Raw genomic sequence first — 24,035 nt, forward strand, 5'->3', positions numbered from 1 at the left:
GGTGAGAGTGAAGGTGAAGATGCCTCCGGCGGCCGGGGGGGATCATCCCCCCCGGACCCCCTGGGCGGGGGTGGAGGGAAGCGGGTGGGCGTATGGTCTTGGGCGGTTGCGCGACGTGTGGCCGGAATCGGCCCGGCGGTGCAGGCCGCAAAGCCGGCCAGCTCGCCGGGCCGATTCCGGCCACACAGGCCCGTCGCCCCGGGGACGGGGCGAGTTTGATGGAATTTTACGTACAGGATCTTTATAAAAAAGCCATGGGCATGGAGGCCTCGCCCACCTAAAAATTTCAAGAATTAGGGTCCGGCTACGCCTTACCATCCACCCGTCCCAATTCCCGTTCGGGTGGGTCCGGGAGGGGGTGACCCCCTCCCGGACGCCGGAGGCAGCTTCGTCTTTAATGCAGCCCCTGCTTGTCCCAGTAGGCGCGCACGAACTGCTCGGCGTCGGCCACGCTGGCCACGTCGCCGGCGATCTGCCCCTTGAGCAGGGCGTCGCGGATGAGGCCCACGGCCGGTCCGGGCTTGAGGTCGAGCAGCTGCATGATGCGGGCGCCGTTCAAAAGCGGTTCGAGCATCTCCTCGGGCGTTTCGGTCCGCTCGAGCATTTTCATGTTGTGGTTGAATTCCTTGTAGGTGCCGCTGACGGCCTTGATGTCGGCCCGGGCCATTTCGATCAGGCGCGGGTACTGGTCCAGGGCTTTGAACCGGCGGATGCCCCGGTCGGTCAGCATGAAGTGGAAGCGCATGTGGCCGCGCACGAGGTTGCAGACGAGGTCGGTCTCGTCCGGGGGGAAGCCCAGGCGCGAGAGGATCTTTCTGGCCACTTTGGCCCCTACCTGGTGGTGCTGGAAGAAATGGAGCTCGCCCCCGGCGTATTCGGCGGTGTGGAGCTTGCCAACGTCGTGGAAGAGGCAGGCCAGGGTTCCGTACCAGTCGTAGGGCAGTTCCTCGGGATAGTGGCGCATGACGGCCAGCGTCTGTTCGAACAGCGTGTATTCGACGCCTTCCTCGCTTTTTTGCTTGATGCGGGCGAGCGTGGCCACTTCGGGCAAAAACCAGTGCAGGATCATGGTGTCGTAGAGGAGTTCGACGAAGGTGGCCATGTTTTCGGCCTCGACCTTGCGCCATTCGTCCATGATGTCCTTGACCGAAACGTAGTCGAGCACCCGGCGCGAGGCGCGCAGGATGGCCATGAAGGTGTTGGCCTCGACCGGGATGTTGTAGTTGGCCGAAAAGCGCAGGGCCCGGACGGCCCGCAGGTAGTTCTGCCGGATGCACTCGTCCGGGATGCCGACGAGCCGGACCTCGCCGCCGGCCAGGTCGGCGAAGCCGTCGTGGGCGTCCTGCTGGTGGGGGAGGTAGGGGCAGGCCTGGTGCGGCGGCAGGATGCCGCGCGCTTCCAGGCGGGCGACCAGCCGGCTGGTCAGCCGGGCCACGGTTTCCTCGGGGTGGGAGGCGTCGGCGGTGTCGGCCGGGTGGATATAAAAAAGCGTGTCCCCGTGGCGCGCCAGGGCGAAGGCGCCGCCTTCGGACAGGGCTTCGGTGCCGGGGAAGAGCTTTTGCAGTTCGGCCAGGGGGGCGTCGGTGGCCAGGTCGAGTTCCGGGGCGGCCGCGTCCAGGGCCTTTTCCTGGAGGGCGGCGCTGATGACGTAGGCGTCATAACCGTTCCGCATGATGGTCTTGCAAAGGGCGGTGGCGTCCTTGAAGGGCTGCGCCATGGATGAAACCTCCGGGTCGGCGTTTGGTGTCGAGAGTGGTTAGGCGGGGTCCGGCCGGGCGAGCAGGTCGTGGACCACCACGCCGCCGACAGCGGTCAAGACGACGCGCCCGGTCAGGGGCTGGCCGAGCAGGGGCGTGTTCTTGCCTTTGGAGCGCAGGGACTCCGGGGTGACGACCCAGGAATCCTCCGGGTCGAAGAGCAGGAAATCGGCCGGATCGCCCGGGGCGAATCGGTTGACGGGAAGATGGAAGATCTCGGCCGGCCGCCAGGCGAAGCGCGTGACGAGGTCTTCCGGGGAAAGCCGCCCCTGGCGCACCAGCTCCCACAGGGAGGCCAGCGCCGTGTCCAGGCCCGAGATGCCGTTTTTGGCGTCCTCGAACGGGGTTTCCTTCTCGTGGAGGGCGTGGGGGGCGTGGTCCGTGGCCAGGATGTCGATGACGCCTTCGCGAAGGGCCTGGGTAAGGGCCAGGCGGTCGTCGTCGGTGCGCAGCGGCGGGTTGACCTTGGCCATGGTGTCGTAACCGAGGAGGGCCGCGTCGGTCATGAGCAGATAGTGCGGGCAGGTCTCGGCCGTGACCGGGGCCCCGCGCTTTTTGGCCGCGGCAATGAGCTCCACGGCCCGGCGGCAGGAGACGTGGGCCAGATGCACCGGCGCGTCGAGGTACTCGGCCAGGAGGATGTCCCGGGCCACCTGGATGGCCTCGGCCGCGTCGGGCTGGCCCCGAAGGCCAAGGCGCGCGCTCATGGCCCCTTCGTTGGCCCCGGAACCCTTGGCCATGAACGGGTCCTCGCAGTGGTCGATGACCGGGGTCGTCAAGTCGGCGGCGTATTCCAGGGCCCGTCGAAAGATCTCGGTGTCGGCCACGGGCTCGCCGTCGTTGGAAAAGGCCACGCACCCGGCGTCGCGCAGCTCGCCGAGCGGGGCCAGCTCCCGGCCGCGAAGGCCCACGGTCAACGCGCCGATGGGGAACAGGCGCGGTCCGTGCGGATGGGCCTCGGCGGCCCGGCGCCGCATGAGGCGGGTCACGGCCTCGTTGTCGTTGACCGGGTCGGTGTTGGCCATGCACAGGACGTTGGAAAAGCCGCCGGCCGCGGCCGCGGCCAGACCGGAACGGATGTCCTCCTTCCACTCCTGGCCCGGCTCGCGCAGGTGGGCGTGGGCGTCGGTCAGGGCCGGCAGGAGCAGCAGCCCCCGGCCGTCGATGATCCGGGTGGCCCCGGCGCGGGAAGCGGCCGGGTCGTGGGCCAAAAGTTCGAGGACCTTGCCGTCGGCGACGAGCAGGTCCCAGGCGCCGGTGCGGCCGGGAACGCGGACGTTTCGGATGTCGAGACCGGCAGGTGTCACGCTCATTCCCCTTTGTCCTTGCGGGTGATGTGCAGATACAAAATGGCCATGCGCACGGCCACGCCCGAGGAAACCTGGTCGAGGATGAGCGAATTGCCGGCGTCGGCCAGATCCGAGGCGATTTCCACGCCCCGGTTGATGGGCCCGGGGTGCAGGACCTTGACGTCGGGATTGGCCCGGGAGAGGCGCTGGGTGGTCAGGCAGAAGCGGCGGGCGTATTCGCGCAGGTCGGGCAAAAGCCCGGCCTCCTGGCGTTCGAGCTGCAGGCGCAGGCACATGACCGCGTCGGCTCCCACCAGGGCGGCGTCCAGGTCGTGGAAGACCTCGGCGTCCAGGGCGGCCGCGTCCTTGGGCAAAAGCGTGCGCGGGGCGCACAGCCGGACCCGGGCCCCGAGCATGGGCAAAAGCCGGCAGTTGGACCGGGCCACCCGGCTGTGGGCCACGTCGCCGAGGATGACCACGGTCTTGCCGGCCAAGGTGTTCCAGACGCCGTGCAGGGTGAAAAGATCAAGCAGCGCCTGGGTCGGGTGGGCGTGCCAGCCGTCGCCGGCGTTAATGACCGCGCAGGAGACCCGCTTGCCCACGAAATCCGCCGCGCCCGACGAGGGGTGGCGGATGACGATGGCGTCCGGGTTCATGGCCTGCAAGGTCAGCACGGTGTCCTTCAGGGTCTCGCCCTTTTGGAGCGAACTGCCGGATTTGGCCAGACCGAAGGTGTCGGCCGAGAGCCGCTTGGCCGCGATGTCAAAGGACGTCTTGGTGCGGGTGCTCGGCTCGGCAAAAAAAAGGACCACGCTTTTGCCCTTGAGCGTCGGCACCTTCTTGACGGGACGGGTGTTGATCTCGCGGAAGGAGGCGGCGGTGCGCATGACCACGTCCACGTCTTCCCGGGAAAGCTGGGATACGTCGAGCAGATCCTTGTGGGACCAGTTCATGAAAAATCCTCGGGGCAAAAGTTTCGAAGCGCACCCAGGCGCGTGAGCCGGCCGATATTTTCACAAGCCCCAGGCCGCGTCAATGCGAGCCTGCGCCGGCACGGGCCCAGGCGCCGCAAACGGGTTGTAGACGGTTTCGGTGGGAAAGGCGACCGCGCGGCCGGGCCCGGCCCGCTTCGGCCCGCTGCCGTCAGCCGAGCAGGGCCAGGGCCTTTCGCAGGTGCCCGCGCCAGACGGCCGCAAAGGGCTCGCGCTCAATGAGGCCCGACAGGCACGGCCGGCAGCGGATGCCCGAGGCTTCGAGCACGCCGCGCCAGGAGGTTTCCTTGTCCCCGGCCAGGTCGCAGCAGGCGTGGGCCCCGGCCACGGTGAAAAAGGGCAGGAGCCAGGCCGTGCCGACCCCGGCCGCCAGCAGTTCGTCGCGGATGCGAAGGATGTCCGGGCAGGGGGCCCCGCGCTCCCGGGGCATGGCCCCGAACCGGGCCAGGGGGTCGAGACGGGAAAGCCGCTCCCGCAGGGCCTCGTAAAAGCCGGCCCCGGGCGGCGGGGCCCCGTGGCCCATGAGGACCAGCCCCTCGTCCGGGGCCCGCCCGGCCGGCAGGCTTTCGAGCACCGCCCCGGCCACGGCGTCCACGTCGGCCAGGCTGGCCAGGAGCGGCGCGCCGATGGAGACCCGGAGATTCCCGCCGCCCGCTTCCAGGAACCGGCCGATGCCGGCCACCAGGCAGTGGTATTCCTCGCCCGGCACCACGTGCAGGGACTGGACGGCCACCCGGCCCACCCCCGAGGCGGCCAGGCCGGCCAGGACGTCCGCGACCTGCCTCGCGCCGCCAAAAGCGGCGGCGCTCCCATGCTTGCGCCCGACCGTGCGGGCCAGCTCCAGGCGCAGGCCCGGGTAGGCGGCCTGCAGGCCGTCGCGAAACGCGGCCAGCCCGGCCATGGCCCCGGGGTGGCTCGAGCCGTGGGCGGCCAGGACGACGGCCCCGGCAGCCCCGGCAGCCCCGGCGGTCGCCGCCGGCGTCACGGGAGCGGCCATCAGGATTCGGACTCCATGGCCGCGGCCAGCCCGGCCAGGGCGGCGACGAGCCCGGTTCCCAGGATAAAGGCCAGCACCAGCCAGGCCGGCAAGGCGGGCAGGGCAAGAAAAAGCGGCGGCACGTCGAGGAGCCCGGCCAGGAGCACCCGGACGAGGGCGAGCAGGCCCATGGCCACGGCCCCGCCGGCCAGGCCGACGAGTCCCGCCCCCACCACCAGCGGCCCCCGGATGTAGCCTTCCGAAGCCCCGACCAGGCGCAGGATCTCCACCTCCTCGCGGCGGCGCAAAAGCGTCAGGCGGACGGTGTTGCCGACCACCAGCCCGACGAGAAGGGCCAGGGCCCCGGCCAGGGGCAGGGCCAGCCGGCTCCCGACCTGGCTTACGGCCTGGGCCATGTCCACTTCCCGGGGATTGTAGCGGACCTCGGCCACGCCCTCGACCGCGGCCAGCCGGTCGTAGACGTCCTTGAAAAATCCCGCGTCGGCCACGGGTGCCCCAAAGGTCAGGAGCATGGTGTGGGGCAGGGGATTTTGCCCGCCAAGGGCGGGCAGGTCCGCGTCCTTGCCCAGGGCCTGGCCCATGACGGCCAGGGCCTGGGCCGGGGTGAAGGACCTGGTTTCGATCAGCCCGGGCAGGGCCCGCATCCAGTCCGTCTGCCGGGCGACCAGGGCCGGGTCGGCCCCGGGCTTCCAGTAGACCTGGAACCGGACCCGGCCCTGGCTGTAGTCGAAGGCCCGGTCCAGGGCCAGCCCGGCCAGGGCGGCCAGGCCGCAAAGGAGCACGGCCACGGCCACGCCGGCCACGGCTCCGGCCAGGGGCCAGGGCCGGCGCAGGACCTCGCGGGCCCCGGACAGGGCCAGCCGGACGGCTCTGGAAACGCGCTTCACGCCGCGCCTCCGGGGCCGGCAGACGGGGACGGGGAGGCAGACGCGGACGCGGCGGCGGGGCCGGCCGGCTGGGCCGGCAGGCGGATGATGACCGCGTCCGGCACGGCCGCCACCAGGGCCGGGCTGTGGGTGGCCATGAGCACGGTGGTGCCGTGGTCGCTAAATTGCCGCAAAATATGGAGAATGCGCAGGGCAAGCTCGCCGTCGAGGTTGCCGGTCGGCTCGTCGGCCAGCATGAGCCTGGGGCCGGCGACCACGGCTCGGGCGATGGCCACGCGCTGCTTTTCCCCGCCGGCCAGCTCCGAGCAGGGCCGGTCGGCCACGGCGTCGAGGCCGAGGGCCAAAAGGGCCGAGGCCACGCGGCGGTCAAGCCTGTCCGGCTCCATGCCGCGCACCACCAGCGGCAGGGCCACGTTCTCGCGGGCCGTGCGGTCGGGCAGGATCTTGAAATCCTGAAAGACCATGGACACGTCCCGGCGCAGGGCGGCCAGCCGGCGTGGCGGCAGTGGGGAAGACCGCCGTGGCGGTTGTTCGGCAAGCCGTCGCAGCGGCAGGGCGGACAGGTCGTGGCCGGCGACCACGGCCCGGCCGGCGGCCAGCGGCAGGCCGCCGTGGAGCAGGCGCAACAGCGTGGTCTTGCCCGACCCGGACGGGCCGGTCAAAAAGGCGAACGCGCCCTTTTCCAGGGAAAAGGTCAGGTCGCACAGCACCGTGCGAGCCCCGAAAGCGTGGGAAAGACCCTCGACCTGCAACATGGCGGCTGCGCTCCCGGGCTCAGGCCCCGCCCGACAGGAGCCGGCGGGCCATTTCCTGGCCGGTTGCGCCGCCGCCGGCCATGCGGGACAGTTCCCCGGCAATGTCCGGGCCGGACAGACGCAGGCAGCGGGTGCTGGTCTGGCCGTCCTCCACGGTCTTGACCACCTGGAAATGGCGGTCGGCGAGGCTCGCCAGCTGGGGCCAGTGGGTGATGAGGAGAATCTGGGAGGTCTCGGACAGCTTTTTCACGTAGGCGCCGACGCTGCCGAGGGTCAGCCCCCCGATGCCGGCGTCGATCTCGTCGAAAATGAGGGTCGGGCCGCCGGGCTCGGCGGAAAGCGACATGAGGGCCAGGAGAAACCGCGACAGCTCGCCGCCGGAGGCGATCTTGTCCAGCGGCTGGGGCGGCTGGCCGGGGTTGGGCCGCCAGAGGATCCGGGCCCGGTCCTCGGCCAGGGCCGGCAGCTCGGCCGCGACCGGCGCGTAGACCTCGGCCGGGACGAAATCAAAAATGACCTTGACGTCCTTGGAGAAGCCGAGGCTGCGGAGAATCTCCTCCAAGGACGCGGACAGCCGGGTGGCCGCCTCGCGCCGGACCCGGCCGAGGGCCAGCAAGGCCGCGGCCAGGGCCTCGGCCCGCTCGGCCTCTTCCCGGGCCAGCCGCATCCGGTCCAGGGCGCAGGCGTCCAGAAAATTGAGGTTGGCCTCGATCTCGGCCCCGAGGTCCACGATCTCGGCCAGGGATTTCCTGAGCTTTCGCCGCAACTGGGCCAGCTCGAAGAGCCGCTTTTCGATGGCCTCGGCGTCGTCGCCCGGGGCCTTGGTGGGCTTTCTGCGCAGGCGCACGGCCACGTCTTTGAGGTGATGGCGGAAGGCGGCCACGGCCTCGGCGTCGGCGGTGAAATCCGGAAAAAGCTCGCCGGCGTGGAGCAGCTCCCGGTGGAGATCGGCCAGGGTGTCGAGGACCTTGGGGCTCTGCTCCAGGGTGTCCAGGGCCCGGGCCAGGGCCTCGGAAGCCTTTCGCGACTCGGCCAGGGCCGCCCGGCGGCCGATCAGCTCGTCCTCTTCCCCGGGGAGCGGCGCGACCTTGCTGATCTCGGCGTGCTGGAACTCCAGGAACTGGCGCTTTTCCTCCAGGGAGGCGGCCTTGGCGTCCAGGGCCCGGATCTGGCCGGCGATGTCGGCCAGTTCGCGCAGAAGCCGGTTTTTTTCGGCCAGGGGCTGGTCGTCGGCCAGGAAGCCGTCGAGGAGGGCGGCCTGGAAGGCCGGCTGCAGGAGCCGCTGCTGGCCGTGCTGGGAGGCGTGGAGGAGAAGCTTCGGGCGAAGCGCGGCCAGAGCCTCGCGGGAAGCCAGCCCGTCGCCGATGTAGATGCGGCTGCGGCCGGTGCCGGCGGCCAGCTCCCGGCGCAGGATCAGGTCCTGGCCGTCCAGCACGAAAAGGGCCTCGACCACGGCCTTTTCGCAGCCCGCCCGCACGAGGTCCGGGTGCATCTTCTCGCCGGTCAGGAAGTTGACCGCCGAAACGATGAAGCTCTTGCCGGCCCCGGTCTCGCCGGTCAGGACATTGAGGCCCTGGCCGAACTCCAGTTCCAGGTCGTCGATGAGGGCCAGATTTTTGATGCGCAGCACTTCGATCATAGCGCCGTTCCTACTGCCGCAGCCTGGGGTCCAGGATGTCGCGCAGGCTTTCCCCGATAAGATTGTAGCCGAGCACGGTCAGCAAAATGGCCATGCCCGGGAAGATCGACAGCCACGGAGCCACTTCCAGCACTTCCTTGCCTTCCATGAGGATGTTGCCCCAGCTCGGCATGGGCGGCTGCACCCCAAGCCCGAGGAAGGACAGCGACGACTCGGTGAGGATGGCCCCGGCCACGCCCAGGGTGGCCGACACCAGGACCGGAGCCAGGGCGTTTGGCAGGATGTGGTAAAATAAAATGCCCGGCGCACGCATGCCGGACACCCGGGCGGCCAGCACGAATTCCCGGCCGCGAAGGGTCAACGTCTCGGCCCGCACGAGCCTCGCCACGCCCATCCAGGAGGTCAGGCCGATCACGACCATGATGTTGGTCAAAGACGGCGTCAGAAAGGCGATGACGGCCAAAATCAGGAAAAACGAGGGAAAACACAGCATCACGTCCACGCCGCGCATGATGGCCTCGTCGACCAGGCCGCCGAAATACCCGGCGCAAAGCCCGAGCACAAGCCCGATGGAGACCGAGAGCCCGACGGCCACGAACCCGACCCACAAGGACACCCGGCCGCCGTAGAGAAGCCGGGAGAGGACGTCGCGGCCCAGGGCGTCCGTGCCGAGGAGATGGGTGGGCCCTGGCGGGGCCAGGATGGCGTTGACGTCAAGGGCTGTGGGGTCGGCCGGGGCCAAAAGCGGGGCCAGGAGCGAGGCGGCCGAGATGGAGCCGACCAGCACCAGCCCGGCCCAGAACATGCCGTGGCGCGGCAAAAGCCGGCGCAGGACCCGGCCGAACAGGCTAGCCACGGGGCCGCCCTCCCAGGCGGATGCGCGGATCGGCCAGGGCGTAGCCCACGTCGGCCAGGAGATTGCCGGCGAGGGTCAGGACCGCGCCGAGGACCAGATTGCCCATGATCAGCGGATAGTCCCGGGCCATGACGGACTGGTAGAAAAGCTGGCCCAGGCCCGGCAGGGCGAAAATGGACTCGATGATGACCGAGCCGCCGATCAGGCCGGGGATGGACAGTCCCAGAATGGTGATGACCGGCAGGAGCGCGTTTCGGAGGGCATGCTTGTAAATGACCACGTATCCCGGCAGGCCCTTGGCCCGGGCGGTCAGCACGTAGTCCTGGCGCAGGACCTCCAGCATGGCCGCGCGCATGAACCGCGACAGCCCGGCCAGGGACCCGAAGGTGTAGATGAAAATGGGCAAGGCCAGGTGCCGGGCCAGGTCCACGGCCTTTTGCCACGGGGAAAACGTGGCGAAGTCCATGGAAGTCAGGCCCGAGATCGGCAGCACCGGGTAGTAGATGCCAAAGAGCAGCATGAGGAGCAGGGCCAGCCAGAAGCCGGGCACGGCAAAGCCGACAAAGACGAAGACCGTGGCCGCCCGGTCGAACAGCCCGCCCTGGCGGCAGGCCGAGGCCACGCCGATGGGCACGGCGATGACCAGCGTCAGGAAGAGCGACACGATGTTCATGGAAAAGGTCAGGGGGAGCCGCTCACGGATCTTGTCCCAGACCGGCCGGTGGTCGCCGGACAGGGACTGGCCGAAATCGAAGCGCACGAGCTTGCCGAGCCAGTCGGCGTACTGGACGGAGAGCGGCCGGTCGAGGCCGTAGAGTTTTTCCAGGCGGGCCCGGGTCTCGGCCGTGGCCAGGGGATTGAGGGTGGTCTGCATGTCGGTCGGCGACCCCGGGGCCAGGTGGATCACGGCGAAGCTGATGAGGGTTATGCCGAAAAAGATGGCGGCGACCCAGAGGGTTTTGCGCAGCAGGCGGGCGGCCAGGGCGAGCACGTGTGGCGGACTCCTTGAGGGGTGTGGCATGCGCCAATCCAAGGCCGGTTTGTACGGGAAACGGGTGTGGAAGGAAAGGCCGCGAAAAAAATGCGGGCGGGCCGAAAAAAGCGGTTGACTTTTTTCGGGCGAAGGGTAGATTCCGCTCTCGCTGCGGGGCTGTAGCTCAGTTGGGAGAGCGCTTGAATGGCATTCAAGAGGTCGTGGGTTCGATTCCCTCCAGCTCCACCACGAAGCATGCCAAGGGGTTACCGAGAAATCGGTGACCCCTTTTTCTTTGCCTAAGCGCCAACGCGCGCCAATACTAGGTTGTGGCGGGTATGTGCCAGGGCAGAACCATTTCCCAGCCCACTTGTTAGACCAAGAAACTATTCCCCGGTCGCTTGATTTTTTTTCAAGAGGTCGCCCTCCCCTCCGTCTCTTTCGCTCCTGCCATAAATATTTCCTTTGTTTTACGAATAGTTGAGCAAGAAATGAAACCACGGTCGCTTGGGGGATTTTCAAGAGAGCCCCCCATTTTGGACTTCTGGGGTTCATCCCCTGAAAAAATCTGGCCCTGTTACCTGCTGACGGAAATCTTGGCTGCCCCTGAAGCAAGGAATGGCGTAGGAACAGGCCTATTGAGCCACAGGGGCTGGGATTTTACCCGTCCCCATTGGTCCCTTGGGCCTCCCCCATCCTCCCCACCCGGCCGCCGGTTCGGACACCCCCTGGATTCGCGTGGTAGGCCCCTTCCTGGGGCTTTCCCCTGGGACTGGGGGATTGGGCTCCCCGGCCCGGCCCTCTTCCAGGAGGAGCGCGTTATGGCCCAATCAACGTTTTCGCCCGGGCTGTAATCAAGTAGGAAAACGAGAAGTGACAACAAGGGGGTGAGCATGTGGCAAGAGATAGGGAAGACACTGTTGTCCGAGTTCTCAGATGTGCCGGATGTAACGCAAGCTACACGCATCATACTTCGCCTTCTAGTTGCCGCGTCCCTTGGCGGTATGCTGGGGTACGAGCGGGAGCAGCAAGGCAAGAGCGCCGGGGTTCGAACGCATATGCTGGTTGCCATAGGGGCAGCACTCTTTATCCTTGTTCCTCAACAAGCTGGACTATCTACTTCAGATTCAGCAAAAGTATTACAAGGATTGATCACCGGCGTGGGGTTCCTTGGGGCGGGATCCATAATTGTGGGGACTAAGCAAGTTGAGACTCGGGGATTGACTACAGCGGCTGGCATATGGGTAACGGCAGCAATAGGCGTAGCTGCAGGAATGGGGCGGGAATTGACCGCTGTCCTGAGTACCTTTCTGGCCCTTTTCATCTTTTCGGCCGTTCCCTTACTTTTTCGAGTTAAAACAAAAGCATGCACTCACGAGGTAGGTCAGACCCAGGACAGGTCCGGCTCGGATACTTGAAAGGACCGCGAGATGGCATCGATGAGGACAGGGAAGGAGCGGATGACTCTGAGCCTGCAGGTATGACGTAGGGAGAAGGCGAAGGGACTCTTGGTGGATTTTCAAGCGGTGGTAGCCATTGAGCCTTGGCTCCTGGGCTGGGTCTTTTGAAACTTCTCCTGGGCATGACCACGGGCTGTCCGGGACGCGGCGGGAGGACGTTGACCAGGGGATTCTTAAAGAAAGATAATGTTCTTCCTGGGGGTTGGCCTGTTAGCTGGCCCTGGGTGGCCCCTACGTCGGTGACATTGGTGACATTTTGGATGTAAACTTTTCAAAACGCAGTCCGAAGGATGGCGGGGGCTGGGACACGCTACTTTTTCTTGAAGAACGCGTGCTAACGCAGGGTTTGGCGCAGGTGCAGCCGGAGACAGTCACAGGGGCCGTGCTTTTTACCGGGGCTGATTGGGTTCCTGGACCTCCCCCGTCCTCGGCCCCGGTCACCACCCCGGACACCTCCTGGATTCGCGCCCTACACCCCCTTCCTGGGCCGTGCCCTTGTTTCTTGGGCCTTTGTCCCCTGGGCCTCCCCCGCTCCAGGGTGGGCTCCCTAGTGTGAACGCCCGATTTCGCCGGGGGGTTGGACATCGGCAGGCAATGCGCACAAATTTCTCGGCTAATATATTGAGCTTTTTCCCGACCGGCTGAATTCACAGTGATTCTTTTGTAAAGATTTCCCAAAATAGCACTAGACAGAGTTCCAGCCCAGCTCTATATTTTAGGCGTGTCCTTTGTGAAGGTTGTTTGCAATCTTAACGGAGGGAATGCCATTGGGTGAATTAACTGTCGGACAGTCTTCCTCGCAGTAGGGCACTTAGAGGCCAGTAAAAAATACAATCTGGCAAACTCCACGTGTGGTAAACACAAGCTCTACATTCTTAGTCGAGGCCGCCACAATAACCTATTAGTCATTTTTTACATCGCAACTTTACTGGCCCCGGCTTTTACAGTCTGGGCCTTTCTTTTTTACATCGATATGGCTGGCTAAGTGCGATTTTTGCTGCTTGGCGAGGCGAGAAACATCGACTTCATATAACTTTCTGATATTCCAGGTGAAAACCGGCATTTGGACATTTGGACATTTGAAATGCATCCTTTCTTTTGAAAAAAGCACCCGCGCCAACACTACCCGTTGGCTACGGGGTGGACCCCGCCACAGCATCCCCACCTCGATTTTTCCTGCAATTTGTACGAGAAACACCCCCAATGCTTCTGGCAAGTTTCCCCCGGTGCCTCTGGGAAGCGATTTTCCGTGAGGGGGTACAGTGGACCGTACCCGCTTGCGGCCCACGCCTTGACGTTGCCCCTTCGGCAGGGCAACTTTGCCGGCCATGTCGCCTTGCGGCAACCGGAAGGGTGCTCCATGCCTTCCCCGTTTCGTCGCCCGCGCTGTCCCTGTCCCGCCGGTCGCCTCTCTGGAACACCGTGTAACCGCTCCGAGACATGAAACCCAAACCTCTTCCGACCTCACCCGCCGCATGTACAACCTGGACCGCGTGTAACCGCTCCAAGACATGAAACCCAAACATCTTCTCCTGGCCCTTGTCGTTGTCGCGCTCTGGGGCGGCAACTTCGTGGTCATCACGCTCGGCCTGCAATCGTTCCCGCCGATTCTCCTGGCGGCCCTTCGGTTTGTGCTGGCCGCTGCCCTGGTGCCTTTCCTGGCGCGCCCGGAAATTTCCTGGACGCGGATGATCGCGCTTGGACTGGCGTGGTTTGTCGCGCAGTTCAGCCTGCTCTTTTTGGGCATGGCCGTGGGGATGCCGCCGGGAGTGGCGTCGGTGGTGTTGCAGTCGCAAGTCTTTTTCACGTTCCTCATTGCGGCGATCGTCCTTGGGGAAAGGCCGCGATGGCGTCAGGTCGCCGGCACCGGCATCGCCCTGGCCGGGCTCGGGCTTATCGGGCTCACTGCCGGAAGCGGCGGCGTCAATCTCATGGGCTTTTCCCTCGTGATAGCCGCCTCCGTCTTCTGGGCCCTCGGGAACGTCCTGATGCGCGGTGCGGGCAAGGCGGACATGCTGCCGCTTATCGTCTGGCTGAGCCTCATTCCGCCGTTGCCGCTCCTCGGAATGTCCTACCTCTTTGAGGGGCCGGAGCGTATCGTGCACGCCATGACGCATCTCAATGCGACGGGCGTCGGAGCGGTCCTGTACCTGACCGTGTGCGCCACGCTCGTCGGTTACGGCGGCTGGGGAAAACTCCTCAAAATGTATCCGGCCGGCACGGTGGCGCCCTTTTCCCTGCTGATACCGGTCTTCGGAGCCCTCTGCGCCCACCTCGTGATGGGCGAGACGTTCGGCCCCCAGCGTCTGGTCGGCATGGCGCTCATACTGGCCGGCCTCGTGGTGGTTGTTTTGCCGATACGATCCGCGCGAATTGCATCCGGAAGGGCAGGGGGTGGGCCTCCGGCGCGAAGCGGACCGTGATCCGGTGGGCCGGGCGGCCGGGCGTCGCGCTGCGGCCGGCAGGCGATTGCGGCACGGCGGCCGGAGCCGACGGGAAGACGGGTTGGGCTGGACGCGGCGGCTGCCTGTTTGAAAAATGAACGCGCAACACAACGGGAAGGATGCGATGAGCGAGAAAACGTCTCAACCACGTGCGGGCGCTGCCCCTGCCTCGTTTTCCGGCCCCTGCAACGGGGCCGAATCCCTGGTCGCCACCCTGGTCGCAAGCGGGGTGGACGTGTGCTTTGCCAATCCGGGCACCTCGGAAATGCATTTCGTCAGCGCCCTGGACCGCATCCCCGGCATGCGGCCGGTGCTCTGTCTGTTCGAGGGCGTGGTGACCGGCGCGGCCGACGGCTACGCCCGCATGGCGGGCAAGCCGGCCTGCACCCTGCTCCACCTCGGCCCGGGCTTCGCCAACTCCATGGCCAACCTGCACAACGCCCGTCGGGCCCAGTCGCCCGTGGTGAACATCGTCGGCGACCACGCCACCTCCCACGAACGCTACGACGCGCCGCTCAACGCCAACGTCACGGGTTTTGCCGAAGCCATTTCCCATTGGGTCTGCCGGTCGAGAAGCCCCCGCACGGTGGCGGCCGATGCGGCCCGGGCGGTGCAGGCCGCCCGGCAGGCGCCCGGGCGGGTGGCGACCTTGATCCTGCCCGCCGACACGGCCTGGCTGCCGGCGGAACGTCCGGCGCCCCGGCTCGAGGTCTGCCCCGCGTCGAAAGTTTCCGAAGGGGCCGTCGACGCCGCGGCCGAGGCCCTGCGAAGCGGCAGGAAGACCGCCATCCTCATGCGCGGCGCCGTGCTCCATGGGGACGGGCTTCGGACGGCCGGCCGCATTGCCGCCAAAACCGGGGCCACGCTTTTCTGCGACACCTTCACCCCGCGCCTGCGTGGCGGAGCCGGCTCCCCGGTCGTCGAACGGCTGGCCTATCGCGGCAAGGACATTTTGCGCCGGCTGGACGACTTCGGGCAACTGCTGCTGGTCGGCGCCGCACCTCCGGTGTCCTTTTTCGCCTACCCCGGCCAGGAAAGCTGGCTGACGCCGCCGCACTGCGAAATCCTGACCCTGTCCCACCCCCACGAGGACGGCAACGAAGCCCTGGCCGCCCTGGCCGAGGCGGTCGGCGCGCCCGCGACGGGTGCCGTCGCGCCTTTCGAACCGCCCGTCCTGCCGCCGCCCGGCCCGCTCACCGCGGAAAGCGTCATGCGCACCGTGGCCGCCCTGCTGCCGGAAAACGCCATCGTCACCGACGAAGGGATCACCTCCACGCTCCCGTACACCGCGCTCCTGGCCACGGCCGCGCCCCACGACTACCTCCCCCTCACGGGCGGCTCCATCGGCGGCATCCTGCCTCTCAGCACCGGCGCGGCCCTTGCCGCCCCGGACCGCAAGGTCGTCTGCCTGGAGGGCGACGGCAGCGCCATGTACACCTTGCAAGCCCTTTGGACCCAGGCCAGGGAGCGGCTCGACGTGGTCACGGTGATCTACGCCAACCGGTCCTATGCGGTCCTCAATCAGGAACTGCGCCTGGTCCAGGCGGCGTCCGGCGGGGAGCGGGCCCGGTCCCTGCTCGACCTGCATAATCCCTCCCTCGACTGGACCCGGCTGGCCGAGGGAATGGGCGTGCCGGCCGTCAGGGCGGAGACGACCCAGGCGTTCGCCCAGGCGTTCGCCGCGGCCTTGGGCCAGTCCGGCCCGCGTCTCATCGAGGCCGTGGTGTAGCGCCGCATCCGCTCGGGGAGAGGGCGGCACCGTCCAGGCCGGGGGAGCGGCCCGGAGGGCCGTCGTCCCCCCGGACGGGGCCTCTCGCTTGGGCGTTTTCCCGCCCGGCACATGGTTCGCCCTTCCCGTCCGGGCCGGCCAGACGGCCGCCGCCGGCCAGCCTGCCACACCCGCGCCACGCCGATCCCCGCCTCTTCCGGGCAACGGCGACTCAGGAAACGGCGGGCGAAAAGGTGGCCTTCAGGGCTTTGAGGGTCGTTTCCGCGTAATCGAAGTCATAATATTGGAGGGCAAGCGAAGCCGAAAGGGCGATCTGTTCGTCCGATGCGGCCCCGGCCAGGATCGCTTCCTTGATGTAGCCAAGCGCTTCCGGCGCGAAGCCGCCTTTTTGGGCGCATCGTATGATGGCGTCTAGCGATTGCGAGGTTTTCTTTGCCGCAAAGGCGAGGAGGGCATATTCCATGGCGTAATCCGGATAACGCTCTTGGTCCGGTTTCTGGAAGCCCAGATCGTAATTGATTTTAAGATCGAACAGTATTTCATAGCCCAGCATGCAGCTGTTGTAATATGCTTCTTGACCGTTTTTCAGCAGGCTTATGTATTTGAAATACTTTTTCGAATTCATGCGCAAGCCTGCCATGAGCGATACCAGCGCTGCCAGGCAGGTCAAGAATCGACGGTCCCCGGCGAAGAAGAGCAGGAGTTTGAGCGTGGCGCTCAATCCGTGGACACAGGCCACGGTGGCGCTTTTTTCCAGGAAAGCGACCCCGGATTCGTTGCGATTCGTACGGAGATGGATGCTGCCCAGAACGCACAAGGCGTGGGACATGCTTTCACCGGAAGCGTTTGCGCAGTCCTTGAGCAGCGCGACGGACTCGTCGAAATTCCCGCCAAAGCGAACGGCGTGGCAGTATTTGCCTTGGGCCTCGTGCAGCTTTCTTGCAGGCAACGAGAGCGCGGGGTGTTGCGGACCGGAGGCCAGGTCGTCCAGGACGGTTTGTGCCCGACTTGCGCTGGTGTGCTGCTTTTTACAGGCTTCCTGGCCGCACAACGCGATCGGGGCAAAGCTGTCGGGCGCGTCCGCTATGGCCTGGATGGTGGCGAGGAGGTCACTTGGCGAATAGCCGGCGTAGTGCTTCCCCTCCTGAAAGTGAAAATTGACCCCGTAGCCACGGCGTTCGGTGAGCAGCAAGGATCCCGAGGCCAGGGCCTGGAAAAATCGCAGATTGAGGCCGGAGAAAAAGTTCTCGTTGAGGACGATTCGCGACGCGGCAAAGACATCGAGCATGGCCGCTTTGGAGATGTCCTGCACGATGTTGACCGGAAAGCTGCTCCGTATGTGGTTTATCAGATTGGCCCGTTTGGTCCGGTAGGCGGTCAGGCTTCCGACAAATGTGATAAGATGCTTCTTCTCGGCCGCCGGCCGAAAGTCCATCCTTGAGGCACACAGCGGGAGCCACTTCGCGCGGATGCCATTCCTGCGGAATTTCGATACGGAGGAGAGCTGGTCCACGTAAACGAAATTGAAAAGTTTCGTCAGCGGGATATGCCAATATTCGTTGAGCGGGCTGTCGATGCAATAGGCCGCCAGCTTGTACCGGCAGTTGAAAAATGCTTTTGGAAGAGTTGTCTTGCCGAAAAGTTCTATGAAAACCAGATCGGGCCGGACGCCCGTTTGCTCGACCAGCTCGTCGAGTGTCTTGGCCGCATCCAGTTGCAGCGGTACGACTTCGCAGCCGATTTCCTGGAAACCTTCCCGCAGAAACCAGCCGGCGTGGAGTATGCGCATGGGCAGACCTGAATTCCGTTACGCGTTGCCAGGGCCTCGGCCGCCAAACCAGGATCGCCCTTGCCGTTGCCCATCTAACCATAGGCCCCTGGGCGGCGCAACCGCAGTGGCCGGCGCGAGGGCCCTTGCATCTTTTGCAGGAAAACTGCATCGCATGACGCATGGGGCTGTCGCACCGCAACCGCTTGGGCCGGCCCATCGTCGGCCGGCGGCATGGTGCCGGCGTTGCGGACAGCCGCGCCATCCGGGGAGGGGCTGGCCGCCTGCCGCAAGGTTCTGCAACCGTTTCCGGGCCGCCGCCCGGTGAAGGAACCTCGAACCCGTTGGAAACCGACGGCTCGCAAAGGGAGCGATGGAACATGAAGACCGCAATCGCGCTTCTCGCCCTGTTCGTCCTCGTTTCGGCAACCTCCGTCGCCGTGGCCCAGGACGGCATTCCCTCCCTGCTTGGCAAATGGGACACCGAGTCCAGGGGCGGCCTGCTGCTGCATGGGAAAAAGCAAGGCAACATCACCCATTGGGAACCGAAACAAAAGGTCCTCAAGGGCCGCATCGACGTGACCGGCCAGGACGGGCGTTTTGTGTCCGGCACCTACACCTCGGCGCGCGGCGCCGAAAAGTTTATCGGCATGGTCTCCGCCGACGGCAAAAGCCTTTACGCCGCGGACCTGGACGGGATCTGGGACGCCCGGATCGTGGACAACGACACCCTGGAGATCGTCTACCGGCACGTGAAGCCCACGGACACCGTCGTGGCCATCGGGATTGCCAAGCGCCAGAAATAACGTCGAAGGCAGGGGGCCGGCCGGGAAGGCCGGCCCGTTTTTTCCCGCCCCCGGCCGGAACGGAACCCTGAACCTACCCGCCGCCGACACCTGTTTTTCGGGGCCTGTACCAACACGGCATGCGGCGGCCTCTTGGTCGATCGCCCGAAGAAGGACCCTTTTCATGAAACGCATCCTCCCGCTCTGCCTGCCGCTCCTCCTGTGCCTTTCCTCTCTGGCCCAGGCCGGCCCGCCGGCCCCGCTGCCCGCCTCGGTCCGCTACGAGCACCTCGGCGACTACACGGTCGAGCGGCTCAACAAGATCCTGACCGAGGAAGTGGCGGCCTTCAGCCCCTTTGCGATCCGCTATCCGCCGGCGAAAAACGGCGTCAGCCTCTACAAGGTGGTCTACGAGACCGTGATCCCGGAGCTTGGCAACAAGCCGACCACGGCCTCGGGCCTCGTCGCCGTGCCCCAGGTGGCGCAAAAGACCCTGCCCGTGGTCTCCTACCAGCACGGCACCGTGTTCACGAAGACGGCCGTGCCCTCGCGTCCCGAGGAATCCATGGAAACGCGGCTTCTGATCGCCCGGTTCGCCGGCCAGGGCTATGTCGTCATCGGCGCGGACTACCTCGGCAAGGGCGACTCCCCGGAGCCGGACAGCTACATGGTGAAAGACGCCACGGCCCAGGCCTGCCTGGACATGTATTTCGCCTCCCGCCTGGTCTGCGCGGACCTCGGCCTCACCCAGCAAGGCCTTTTTCTCAGCGGCTGGTCCCAAGGCGCCTGGGCCACCATGCAGTTTCGCCACAAGCTCGAAGCCCTGGACATCCCGGTCACGGCCGCGGCCACGGCCAGCACCCCCTGCGACCTCTATCTCCTGCTGACCCGCTGGCTCAACAACCCCACGTCCCTGGACGCCGCCTGGCTCCCGGGCACGCCGCTCCTGTTCCTCTTCGCCTACGAGCGGTACTACGAGCTGCCGGGCCTCTCCCGGGCGGCCATCAAGGAGGCCTACTGGCCGACGGCCAACGACCTGTACGAGAACAGGATCGGCTGGGAGGAGGCCTCCAAAACCCTGCCCCCGACGGTGGGCGGGCTCCTGCGGCCGGAATTCGCCGGCCAAAGCTCCATGGCCGCCAGCCGGTTCTACCGGCGGCTCCAGGACAACCAGGCCTACCGGTGGCGGTACAAGACGCCGAGCCGCTACTATTACGGCAAGATCGACGAGGTCATGCCCCCCTATGTCGCCACCCTGCCCGTGGACTACCAGCGGGCGGTCGCCGGGGCCCCGGCCGAGGCGGTCTACGCCGGGGACAACGCCGACCATCGCGGCACGTTCCTGTTCGGCGTCCTCGACCAGAAGGACTGGTTCGACAGCCTGGGCGCCCGCTAGGGTCGCGTCCTTGAGGAACGAAGACGCGCATTTCAATGCAACGTTCGTGTGGAACTGGTTCGTAGCGTATAACGCACTGACGTGTTTGTAAGGACGCGACACGAGCGGGGCCCAGGCCTCGTCGAATCGAGGGCCGGAGAAATCCGGCCCTTTGCATTGTCCCCACCGCCCGGGGATGGTATTTGGGCCGCCATGGACGTGAAACCGGTCACCGCAGCCCGGCCCGCATCGGCCCGGATGACGGCCCTCGACACCTTCCGTGGACTGATCATGGTGCTCATGGCCCTGGACCATGCCAGCTATTTCGTGGCCGGGGTGCATCCGACCGAACTCTGGTCCCGGCCCCTGCCGCGCTACGACGCGGTCCTGCCGTTCGTGACCCGGCTGGCCAGCCACCTGTGCGCGCCGGGTTTTTTCCTGCTCATGGGCGTCGGCATGGCCCTTTTCGCCGGCTCGCGCAAACGCGCCGGCTGGACCCTGCCCCAGATCGTCCTGCACCTGGCCCTTCGGGGCGTCCTTTTGGTCTGCCTCCAGTTCCTGGCGGAAAACCCGGCCTGGTCCCTGTTCGACAGCGGCACCTGGCGTCTGACGCCGTATTTCGGGGTCCTCTACGGCCTTGGCGCGACCATGCTCGTCTGGTCGCCGCTGGTCGGCATGTCGTCGGTCCTGGTGCTGGGCCTTTCCCTGGCCGCCATCGCCGCCACCCAGTTCCTGGTCCCGCTGCCGGCGGGCCTGCCGGGAGCCGGCTCGCTCTGGGCCGGGGTGCTGCTCGTGCCGGGCAAGGCCGGGCCGGGGTATGTGTTTTACCCGCTCGTTCCCTGGCTCGGCGTGGCCGGGCTTGGCCTGTGCCTGGGGCGGCGGCTGCGCCGGGACGCCGGGGGGGCCGGCCGGCTGCTGCTGGTGGCCGGGATCCTGGCCCTGGCCGCGTTCCTCCTGGCCCGCCTGGCCGGCATGGGCGATTTCCACCGGCCGGCCGGCACGGGCTTCATGGCGCTCCTTGCCGTCACCAAGTATCCGCCGAGCGTCGATTTCCTGCTGTTGACCCTCGGGGCGGACGCGGTGGTCCTCGGCGGGCTGCTCCTGGCCGCCACCGGAACCGGGGGAAGGGCCGAAGCCGGGGGGGCCGGAGGCGGCGGGTGGGGGCTGGCCGTTTTCGGCCGCACGCCGCTTTTTTTCTACCTCGTCCACCTCTACGTCTACGCCCTGGTCGGCCTGGCCCTGCCCCTGCCGACGACCATCGCCGAGATGTATCCCTTCTGGCTGCTCGGCCTGGCCGTGCTCTATCCCCTGTGCGTCCTCTACGGCCGCCTCAAGGCCGGCCTGCCGTCCACGTCGCTCTGGCGGATGCTCTAGTCCGGTTTTTTCCCCTGTTCCCGGAGCATGGATTTCTCTCGCCCGAGACCCGGAAACAGGGTAGGGGACAGGGTGGCCCCTTTCGGGGCCTGCGGCGGGAGACATCCCTATCCGGGGAGTTGCATCCACCTCCAGCCTGCGAAGGAGACATCCATGAAAACGAAAGACATGCTGCAAAGCCACCCCCGTCGGCATCCCCTGGCCGAATCCCTGGCCCCCTGCGTGGACAGCTGCTTCGAATGCGCCCAGGCCTGCACCCATTGCGCCGACGCCTGCCTGAACGAACAAGAGCACCTGCCCCATCTCGTGGCCTGCATCCGGAAAAACCTCGTGTGTGCCGACATCTGCGCGGCCACGGGCACGGTCCTGTCGCGGCTGCCCGAGGCGGACGACCAGGCGGCCAAGGCCCTGCTCCAGGCCTGCCTGACGGCCTGCCGGGCCTGTGCCGACGAATGCGAGCGGCACGCGCCCATGATGGAGCATTGCCGGATCTGCGCCGCGGCCTGCCAGGACTGCGCCACGACCTGCGAAACCCTGCTCGGGGCCTGATCTTTCCAGCAGTCTCCGGTCATGGGAAGGCGGCCGCCGGCATCGGGCCGGCGGCCGCCTTCCTGCGAGCGGGGCGGGGAGAGGTCCGGCCGCCGGCCGGCCCTCAGGCCGGTCCCAGCCAGTCGGGGTTCCTGGCCGTGCCGTCGAAGCGGCTGGAGGTCTTGAAAAGCTCGAAGCGGCCGGAGGCGGCCAGGGGCTTGGTCCGGGCCAGGAGGTCCCGCCGCTGGCCCGGGGTCAGGGGCGCGTAGGTCCGGGCCGCGTCCAGGGCCTGCTTGAGCATGGCCTCGCTGTCGATGCCGGTGATGACGCAACTGGTCGGCAGGCTCATGGCGTAGTGCAGGCACTCCACGGGCGAAACCACCTTGCTTTGCAGGATGAAGGAATCGCCCATGGACTTCATGCCGAGCACGCCCGTCTGCTCGGCCACCAGACGCGGCACCACCTGCCGCTCGAAACTGCGGAAATGGGCGTCCATGACATTGAGCGGCATCTGCACGGCGTCGAACCGGACCCCCTGCTGGCCGGCCAGGTCCAGCATGCGCAGGTGGATGGCCGGGTCCTTGTGGCCGGTAAAGCCGACAAACCGGACCTTGCCCGCCTGCCTGGCCTCGGCCATGGCCTCCATAGCTCCGCCCCGGGCAAAGACCCGGTCCGGGTCGTCCATGCGGATGATCTCGTGGAACTGGAGCAAGTCGATGCGGTCGGTCCGGAGCCGGCGCAGCGACTCCTCGATCTGGCGGGCCGCAGTCCGCTTGTCGCGGCCGTCGATCTTGGTCATGAGGAAGACCTTGTCGCGGTAGCCGTCGCCAAGGGCCTTGCCCATGCGGATTTCGCTGGCCCCGCCGTTGTAATCCCAACAGTTGTCCATAAACGTCAGGCCCGCGTCCACGGCCCGGCGCACCAGGGCGATGGCCTCCTTTTCCGAGGGCCGGCCCAGGTGGTAGCCGCCCATGCCGACCAGGGAAACGGTCTCGCCGGTGCGGCCGAGCGGCCGGTAGGGCATGTCGCCCTTGCGGGTGGCACCGGGCAGGGGGGCTTGGGCCTGCGGCGCGGGCGGCTCCGCCGGAGCGGCGGCCGGGGGAGCGGCGGCCGCGCCAAGGCCCTCTCCGGCGGCCAGGCAGGTGGCCAGCCCGGCCACGGACAATCCCAAGAACGTGCGTCTGTCGATGCCCATGCAAACCTCCTTGCGTCCCGGTCGGCACTCCCCGGGCCGGGCCGGCCCGGGGAAGCGGCGGCGTGTCCGCCCGGCCGCTATTCCGGTGGTCCCAGCCATTCCGGATTCTGGGCCGTGCTGTCGAAATGGCTGGTGGTCTTGAAGGGTTCGTACTGTCCGGACCGGGCCAGCTCCCTGGTGCGGGCGAGCAGGTCCCGGGTCTGGTCCGCGGTCAGCGGCTCGAAGGTCCTGACCGCCTCCAGGGCCTGGTCGAGGAGGGGCAGGCTGTCGATGCCGGTGATGACGCAGCTGGTCGGCAGGCTCATGGCGTAGTGCAGGCATTCCTTGGCCGAAACGGCGTTGCTTTTGACGATAAACGACCCGCCAAGCGGCTTCATGCCGAGCACGCCGATGCCCTGGCCGAGGGCCGCCGGCAGGACCTGGTTCTGGAAACTCCGGAAATGGGCGTCCATGACGTTGAGCGGCATCTGCACGGTGTCGAACGTGAATTCGTGCTCCCGGGCAAGCTCCAGCATGCGCAGGTGGACCACCGGGTCCTTGTGGCCCGTAAACCCGATAAACCGGATTTTGCCGGCCTGCCTGGCTTCCAGAAAGGCGTGCAGGGCCCCGTCCTTGGCAAAAAACCGGTCCGCGTCCTCCATGCGGATGACCTCGTGGAACTGCATGAGGTCGACCCGCCCGGTGCGCAGGCGCATGAGCGATTCCTCGATCTGGCGGGCGGCGGTCTTCTTGTCGCGGCCGTCGACCTTGGTCATGAGAAAGACCTTGTCGCGGTAGCCGTCTTTGAGGGCCTTGCCCATGCGCAGTTCGCTGTCGCCCTGGTTGTAGTCCCAGCTGTTGTCCATGAAGGTGACGCCCGCGTCCACGGCCCGGCGCACGATGGCGATGGCCTCGTCCTCCTCGGGCTTGCCCAGGTGGGAACCGCCGATGCCGACAAGCGAGATCGTCTCGCCGGTGCGGCCGAGGGTGCGGTAGAGCATATCGCCCTTGCGGGTGGTGGCGGGCGTTTCGGACGGCTGGCCTGTCCGGTCCGCTTGGGGAGGGGCGGTCGAAGTCGCGGCCAGGCCTTGGCCGGCGGCCAGGCAGGTGGCGGCGCCTGTAACGGATAGTGCCATGAATTCTCTCCTGTTAAGAGGCATGGGGGAACCTCCGTGTTCCGCTTCCCTCGCCGGAGGCTGGCGGATGCCGGCCCGGAAAGGGGGATTTTCCCGTCCACCCTAACACGGCGGGAG

General features: G+C 66.7%; 20 protein-coding genes and 1 tRNA gene. 8 read left to right on the forward strand and 13 right to left on the reverse strand.

The window, feature by feature from the left end:
• Positions 1 to 394: 394 nt before the first annotated feature.
• The 9 genes from DFW101_RS12580 to DFW101_RS12620 all read right to left on the reverse strand — a co-directional run bounded on the left by DFW101_RS12580 (position 395) and on the right by DFW101_RS12620 (position 10,163).
• A complete protein-coding gene (locus DFW101_RS12580) occupies positions 395 to 1,717 on the reverse strand; it encodes an HD domain-containing protein (protein ID WP_009181905.1) in 1,323 nt (440 codons plus the stop codon).
• A gap of 39 nt (positions 1,718 to 1,756) precedes the next feature.
• Complete coding sequence (locus tag DFW101_RS12585) at positions 1,757 to 3,070, reverse strand: dihydroorotase (protein WP_009181906.1); 1,314 nt, start codon at positions 3,068 to 3,070, stop codon at positions 1,757 to 1,759.
• The gene (locus DFW101_RS12590; protein ID WP_009181907.1) at positions 3,067 to 3,999 is read right to left on the reverse strand and encodes an aspartate carbamoyltransferase catalytic subunit; all 933 of its coding nucleotides are present in this window, start codon (positions 3,997 to 3,999) and stop codon (positions 3,067 to 3,069) included. Before DFW101_RS12590 ends, DFW101_RS12585 begins: the two co-directional genes overlap by 4 nt.
• Before the next feature lie 190 nt (positions 4,000 to 4,189).
• Complete coding sequence (locus DFW101_RS12595; protein WP_009181908.1) at positions 4,190 to 5,035, reverse strand: sirohydrochlorin cobaltochelatase; 846 nt, start codon at positions 5,033 to 5,035, stop codon at positions 4,190 to 4,192.
• On the reverse strand, positions 5,035 to 5,922 hold the full coding sequence (locus DFW101_RS12600) for a cell division protein FtsX (protein ID WP_009181909.1): 888 nt from the start codon (positions 5,920 to 5,922) through the stop codon (positions 5,035 to 5,037). The genes DFW101_RS12595 and DFW101_RS12600 overlap by 1 nt, the downstream gene beginning before the upstream one ends.
• On the reverse strand, positions 5,919 to 6,677 hold the full coding sequence (locus DFW101_RS12605) for a cell division ATP-binding protein FtsE (RefSeq protein WP_009181910.1): 759 nt from the start codon (positions 6,675 to 6,677) through the stop codon (positions 5,919 to 5,921). Before DFW101_RS12605 ends, DFW101_RS12600 begins: the two co-directional genes overlap by 4 nt.
• Before the next feature lie 19 nt (positions 6,678 to 6,696).
• Entirely contained in the window at positions 6,697 to 8,316 is a 1,620-nt protein-coding gene (locus DFW101_RS12610) for a DNA repair protein RecN (RefSeq protein WP_009181911.1), read from the reverse strand.
• A gap of 10 nt (positions 8,317 to 8,326) precedes the next feature.
• A complete protein-coding gene (locus DFW101_RS12615; protein ID WP_009181912.1) occupies positions 8,327 to 9,172 on the reverse strand; it encodes an ABC transporter permease in 846 nt (281 codons plus the stop codon).
• Positions 9,165 to 10,163 (reverse strand): ABC transporter permease, encoded by a 999-nt coding sequence (locus DFW101_RS12620; RefSeq protein WP_009181913.1) that lies wholly within the window; start codon positions 10,161 to 10,163, stop codon positions 9,165 to 9,167. Before DFW101_RS12620 ends, DFW101_RS12615 begins: the two co-directional genes overlap by 8 nt.
• Positions 10,164 to 10,318: 155 nt before the next feature.
• Here DFW101_RS12620 and DFW101_RS12625 point away from each other — a divergent pair.
• A tRNA-Ala gene (locus DFW101_RS12625) sits at positions 10,319 to 10,394 on the forward strand.
• A gap of 644 nt (positions 10,395 to 11,038) precedes the next feature.
• Complete coding sequence (locus DFW101_RS20290) at positions 11,039 to 11,563, forward strand: MgtC/SapB family protein (RefSeq protein ID WP_083838484.1); 525 nt, start codon at positions 11,039 to 11,041, stop codon at positions 11,561 to 11,563.
• Between the two features lie 967 nt (positions 11,564 to 12,530).
• Here DFW101_RS20290 and DFW101_RS19520 read toward each other — a convergent pair.
• Positions 12,531 to 12,935, reverse strand: a complete 405-nt coding sequence (locus tag DFW101_RS19520) for a hypothetical protein (RefSeq protein WP_157137641.1) — start codon at positions 12,933 to 12,935, stop codon at positions 12,531 to 12,533.
• A gap of 181 nt (positions 12,936 to 13,116) precedes the next feature.
• Between DFW101_RS19520 and DFW101_RS12630 the strand changes: the two genes are divergently transcribed.
• Together DFW101_RS12630 and DFW101_RS12635 are read left to right on the forward strand one after the other, a co-directional pair.
• Positions 13,117 to 14,028 (forward strand): EamA family transporter, encoded by a 912-nt coding sequence (locus DFW101_RS12630; protein WP_009181915.1) that lies wholly within the window; start codon positions 13,117 to 13,119, stop codon positions 14,026 to 14,028.
• Between the two features lie 145 nt (positions 14,029 to 14,173).
• Positions 14,174 to 15,778: an acetolactate synthase large subunit gene (locus tag DFW101_RS12635; RefSeq protein ID WP_009181916.1), complete on the forward strand. Its 1,605-nt coding sequence runs from the start codon at positions 14,174 to 14,176 to the stop codon at positions 15,776 to 15,778.
• Positions 15,779 to 15,989: 211 nt separating this feature from the next.
• On the opposite strand, the gene DFW101_RS12640 is transcribed toward DFW101_RS12635, so the two are convergent.
• Positions 15,990 to 17,567: a glycosyltransferase family protein gene (locus DFW101_RS12640; protein ID WP_009181917.1), complete on the reverse strand. Its 1,578-nt coding sequence runs from the start codon at positions 17,565 to 17,567 to the stop codon at positions 15,990 to 15,992.
• A gap of 161 nt (positions 17,568 to 17,728) precedes the next feature.
• On the opposite strand from DFW101_RS12640, the gene DFW101_RS12645 reads away from it, so the two are divergent.
• The 4 genes from DFW101_RS12645 (at position 17,729) to DFW101_RS12660 (ending at position 21,629) form a co-directional block, all read left to right on the forward strand.
• The gene (locus DFW101_RS12645; protein WP_232286011.1) at positions 17,729 to 18,352 is read left to right on the forward strand and encodes a hypothetical protein; all 624 of its coding nucleotides are present in this window, start codon (positions 17,729 to 17,731) and stop codon (positions 18,350 to 18,352) included.
• A gap of 163 nt (positions 18,353 to 18,515) precedes the next feature.
• Positions 18,516 to 19,727 carry a hypothetical protein gene (locus DFW101_RS12650; RefSeq protein ID WP_009181919.1) on the forward strand — a complete coding sequence of 404 codons (1,212 nt, stop codon included), beginning with the start codon at positions 18,516 to 18,518 and terminating at the stop codon, positions 19,725 to 19,727.
• Between the two features lie 192 nt (positions 19,728 to 19,919).
• A complete protein-coding gene (locus tag DFW101_RS12655; RefSeq protein WP_009181920.1) occupies positions 19,920 to 21,080 on the forward strand; it encodes an acetyltransferase domain-containing protein in 1,161 nt (386 codons plus the stop codon).
• 153 nt (positions 21,081 to 21,233) lie between these two features.
• A complete protein-coding gene (locus tag DFW101_RS12660; RefSeq protein WP_009181921.1) occupies positions 21,234 to 21,629 on the forward strand; it encodes a four-helix bundle copper-binding protein in 396 nt (131 codons plus the stop codon).
• A gap of 103 nt (positions 21,630 to 21,732) precedes the next feature.
• Here DFW101_RS12660 and DFW101_RS12665 read toward each other — a convergent pair whose 3' ends face one another.
• Positions 21,733 to 22,803 carry an aldo/keto reductase gene (locus tag DFW101_RS12665; RefSeq protein ID WP_009181922.1) on the reverse strand — a complete coding sequence of 357 codons (1,071 nt, stop codon included), beginning with the start codon at positions 22,801 to 22,803 and terminating at the stop codon, positions 21,733 to 21,735.
• Positions 22,804 to 22,880: 77 nt separating this feature from the next.
• Positions 22,881 to 23,918 (reverse strand): aldo/keto reductase, encoded by a 1,038-nt coding sequence (locus DFW101_RS12670; protein WP_009181923.1) that lies wholly within the window; start codon positions 23,916 to 23,918, stop codon positions 22,881 to 22,883.
• Positions 23,919 to 24,035: the final 117 nt, after the last annotated feature.

It is taken from the genome of Solidesulfovibrio carbinoliphilus subsp. oakridgensis, assembly GCF_000177215.2.
GTDB classification, from domain to species: Bacteria; Desulfobacterota; Desulfovibrionia; order Desulfovibrionales; family Desulfovibrionaceae; genus Solidesulfovibrio; species Solidesulfovibrio carbinoliphilus.

What these genes read in the sequence shown, in the direction of transcription:
- DFW101_RS12580 (WP_009181905.1), bottom strand. Translation starts at nt 1,717, where the DNA reads ATGGCGCAGCCCTTCAAGGACGCCACCGCCCTTTGCAAGACCATCATG.
- DFW101_RS12585 (WP_009181906.1), bottom strand. Translation starts at nt 3,070, where the DNA reads ATGAGCGTGACACCTGCCGGTCTCGACATCCGAAACGTCCGCGTTCCC.
- DFW101_RS12590 (WP_009181907.1), bottom strand. Translation starts at nt 3,999, where the DNA reads ATGAACTGGTCCCACAAGGATCTGCTCGACGTATCCCAGCTTTCCCGG.
- DFW101_RS12595 (WP_009181908.1), bottom strand. Translation starts at nt 5,035, where the DNA reads ATGGCCGCTCCCGTGACGCCGGCGGCGACCGCCGGGGCTGCCGGGGCT.
- DFW101_RS12605 (WP_009181910.1), bottom strand. Translation starts at nt 6,677, where the DNA reads ATGTTGCAGGTCGAGGGTCTTTCCCACGCTTTCGGGGCTCGCACGGTG.
- DFW101_RS12610 (WP_009181911.1), bottom strand. Translation starts at nt 8,316, where the DNA reads ATGATCGAAGTGCTGCGCATCAAAAATCTGGCCCTCATCGACGACCTG.
- DFW101_RS20290 (WP_083838484.1), top strand. Translation starts at nt 11,039, where the DNA reads ATGTGGCAAGAGATAGGGAAGACACTGTTGTCCGAGTTCTCAGATGTG.
- DFW101_RS19520 (WP_157137641.1), bottom strand. Translation starts at nt 12,935, where the DNA reads ATGGCCGGCAAAGTTGCCCTGCCGAAGGGGCAACGTCAAGGCGTGGGC.
- DFW101_RS12630 (WP_009181915.1), top strand. Translation starts at nt 13,117, where the DNA reads ATGAAACCCAAACATCTTCTCCTGGCCCTTGTCGTTGTCGCGCTCTGG.
- DFW101_RS12635 (WP_009181916.1), top strand. Translation starts at nt 14,174, where the DNA reads ATGAGCGAGAAAACGTCTCAACCACGTGCGGGCGCTGCCCCTGCCTCG.
- DFW101_RS12640 (WP_009181917.1), bottom strand. Translation starts at nt 17,567, where the DNA reads ATGCGCATACTCCACGCCGGCTGGTTTCTGCGGGAAGGTTTCCAGGAA.
- DFW101_RS12645 (WP_232286011.1), top strand. Translation starts at nt 17,729, where the DNA reads ATGGGGCTGTCGCACCGCAACCGCTTGGGCCGGCCCATCGTCGGCCGG.
- DFW101_RS12650 (WP_009181919.1), top strand. Translation starts at nt 18,516, where the DNA reads ATGAAACGCATCCTCCCGCTCTGCCTGCCGCTCCTCCTGTGCCTTTCC.
- DFW101_RS12655 (WP_009181920.1), top strand. Translation starts at nt 19,920, where the DNA reads ATGGACGTGAAACCGGTCACCGCAGCCCGGCCCGCATCGGCCCGGATG.
- DFW101_RS12660 (WP_009181921.1), top strand. Translation starts at nt 21,234, where the DNA reads ATGAAAACGAAAGACATGCTGCAAAGCCACCCCCGTCGGCATCCCCTG.
- DFW101_RS12665 (WP_009181922.1), bottom strand. Translation starts at nt 22,803, where the DNA reads ATGGGCATCGACAGACGCACGTTCTTGGGATTGTCCGTGGCCGGGCTG.
- DFW101_RS12670 (WP_009181923.1), bottom strand. Translation starts at nt 23,918, where the DNA reads ATGGCACTATCCGTTACAGGCGCCGCCACCTGCCTGGCCGCCGGCCAA.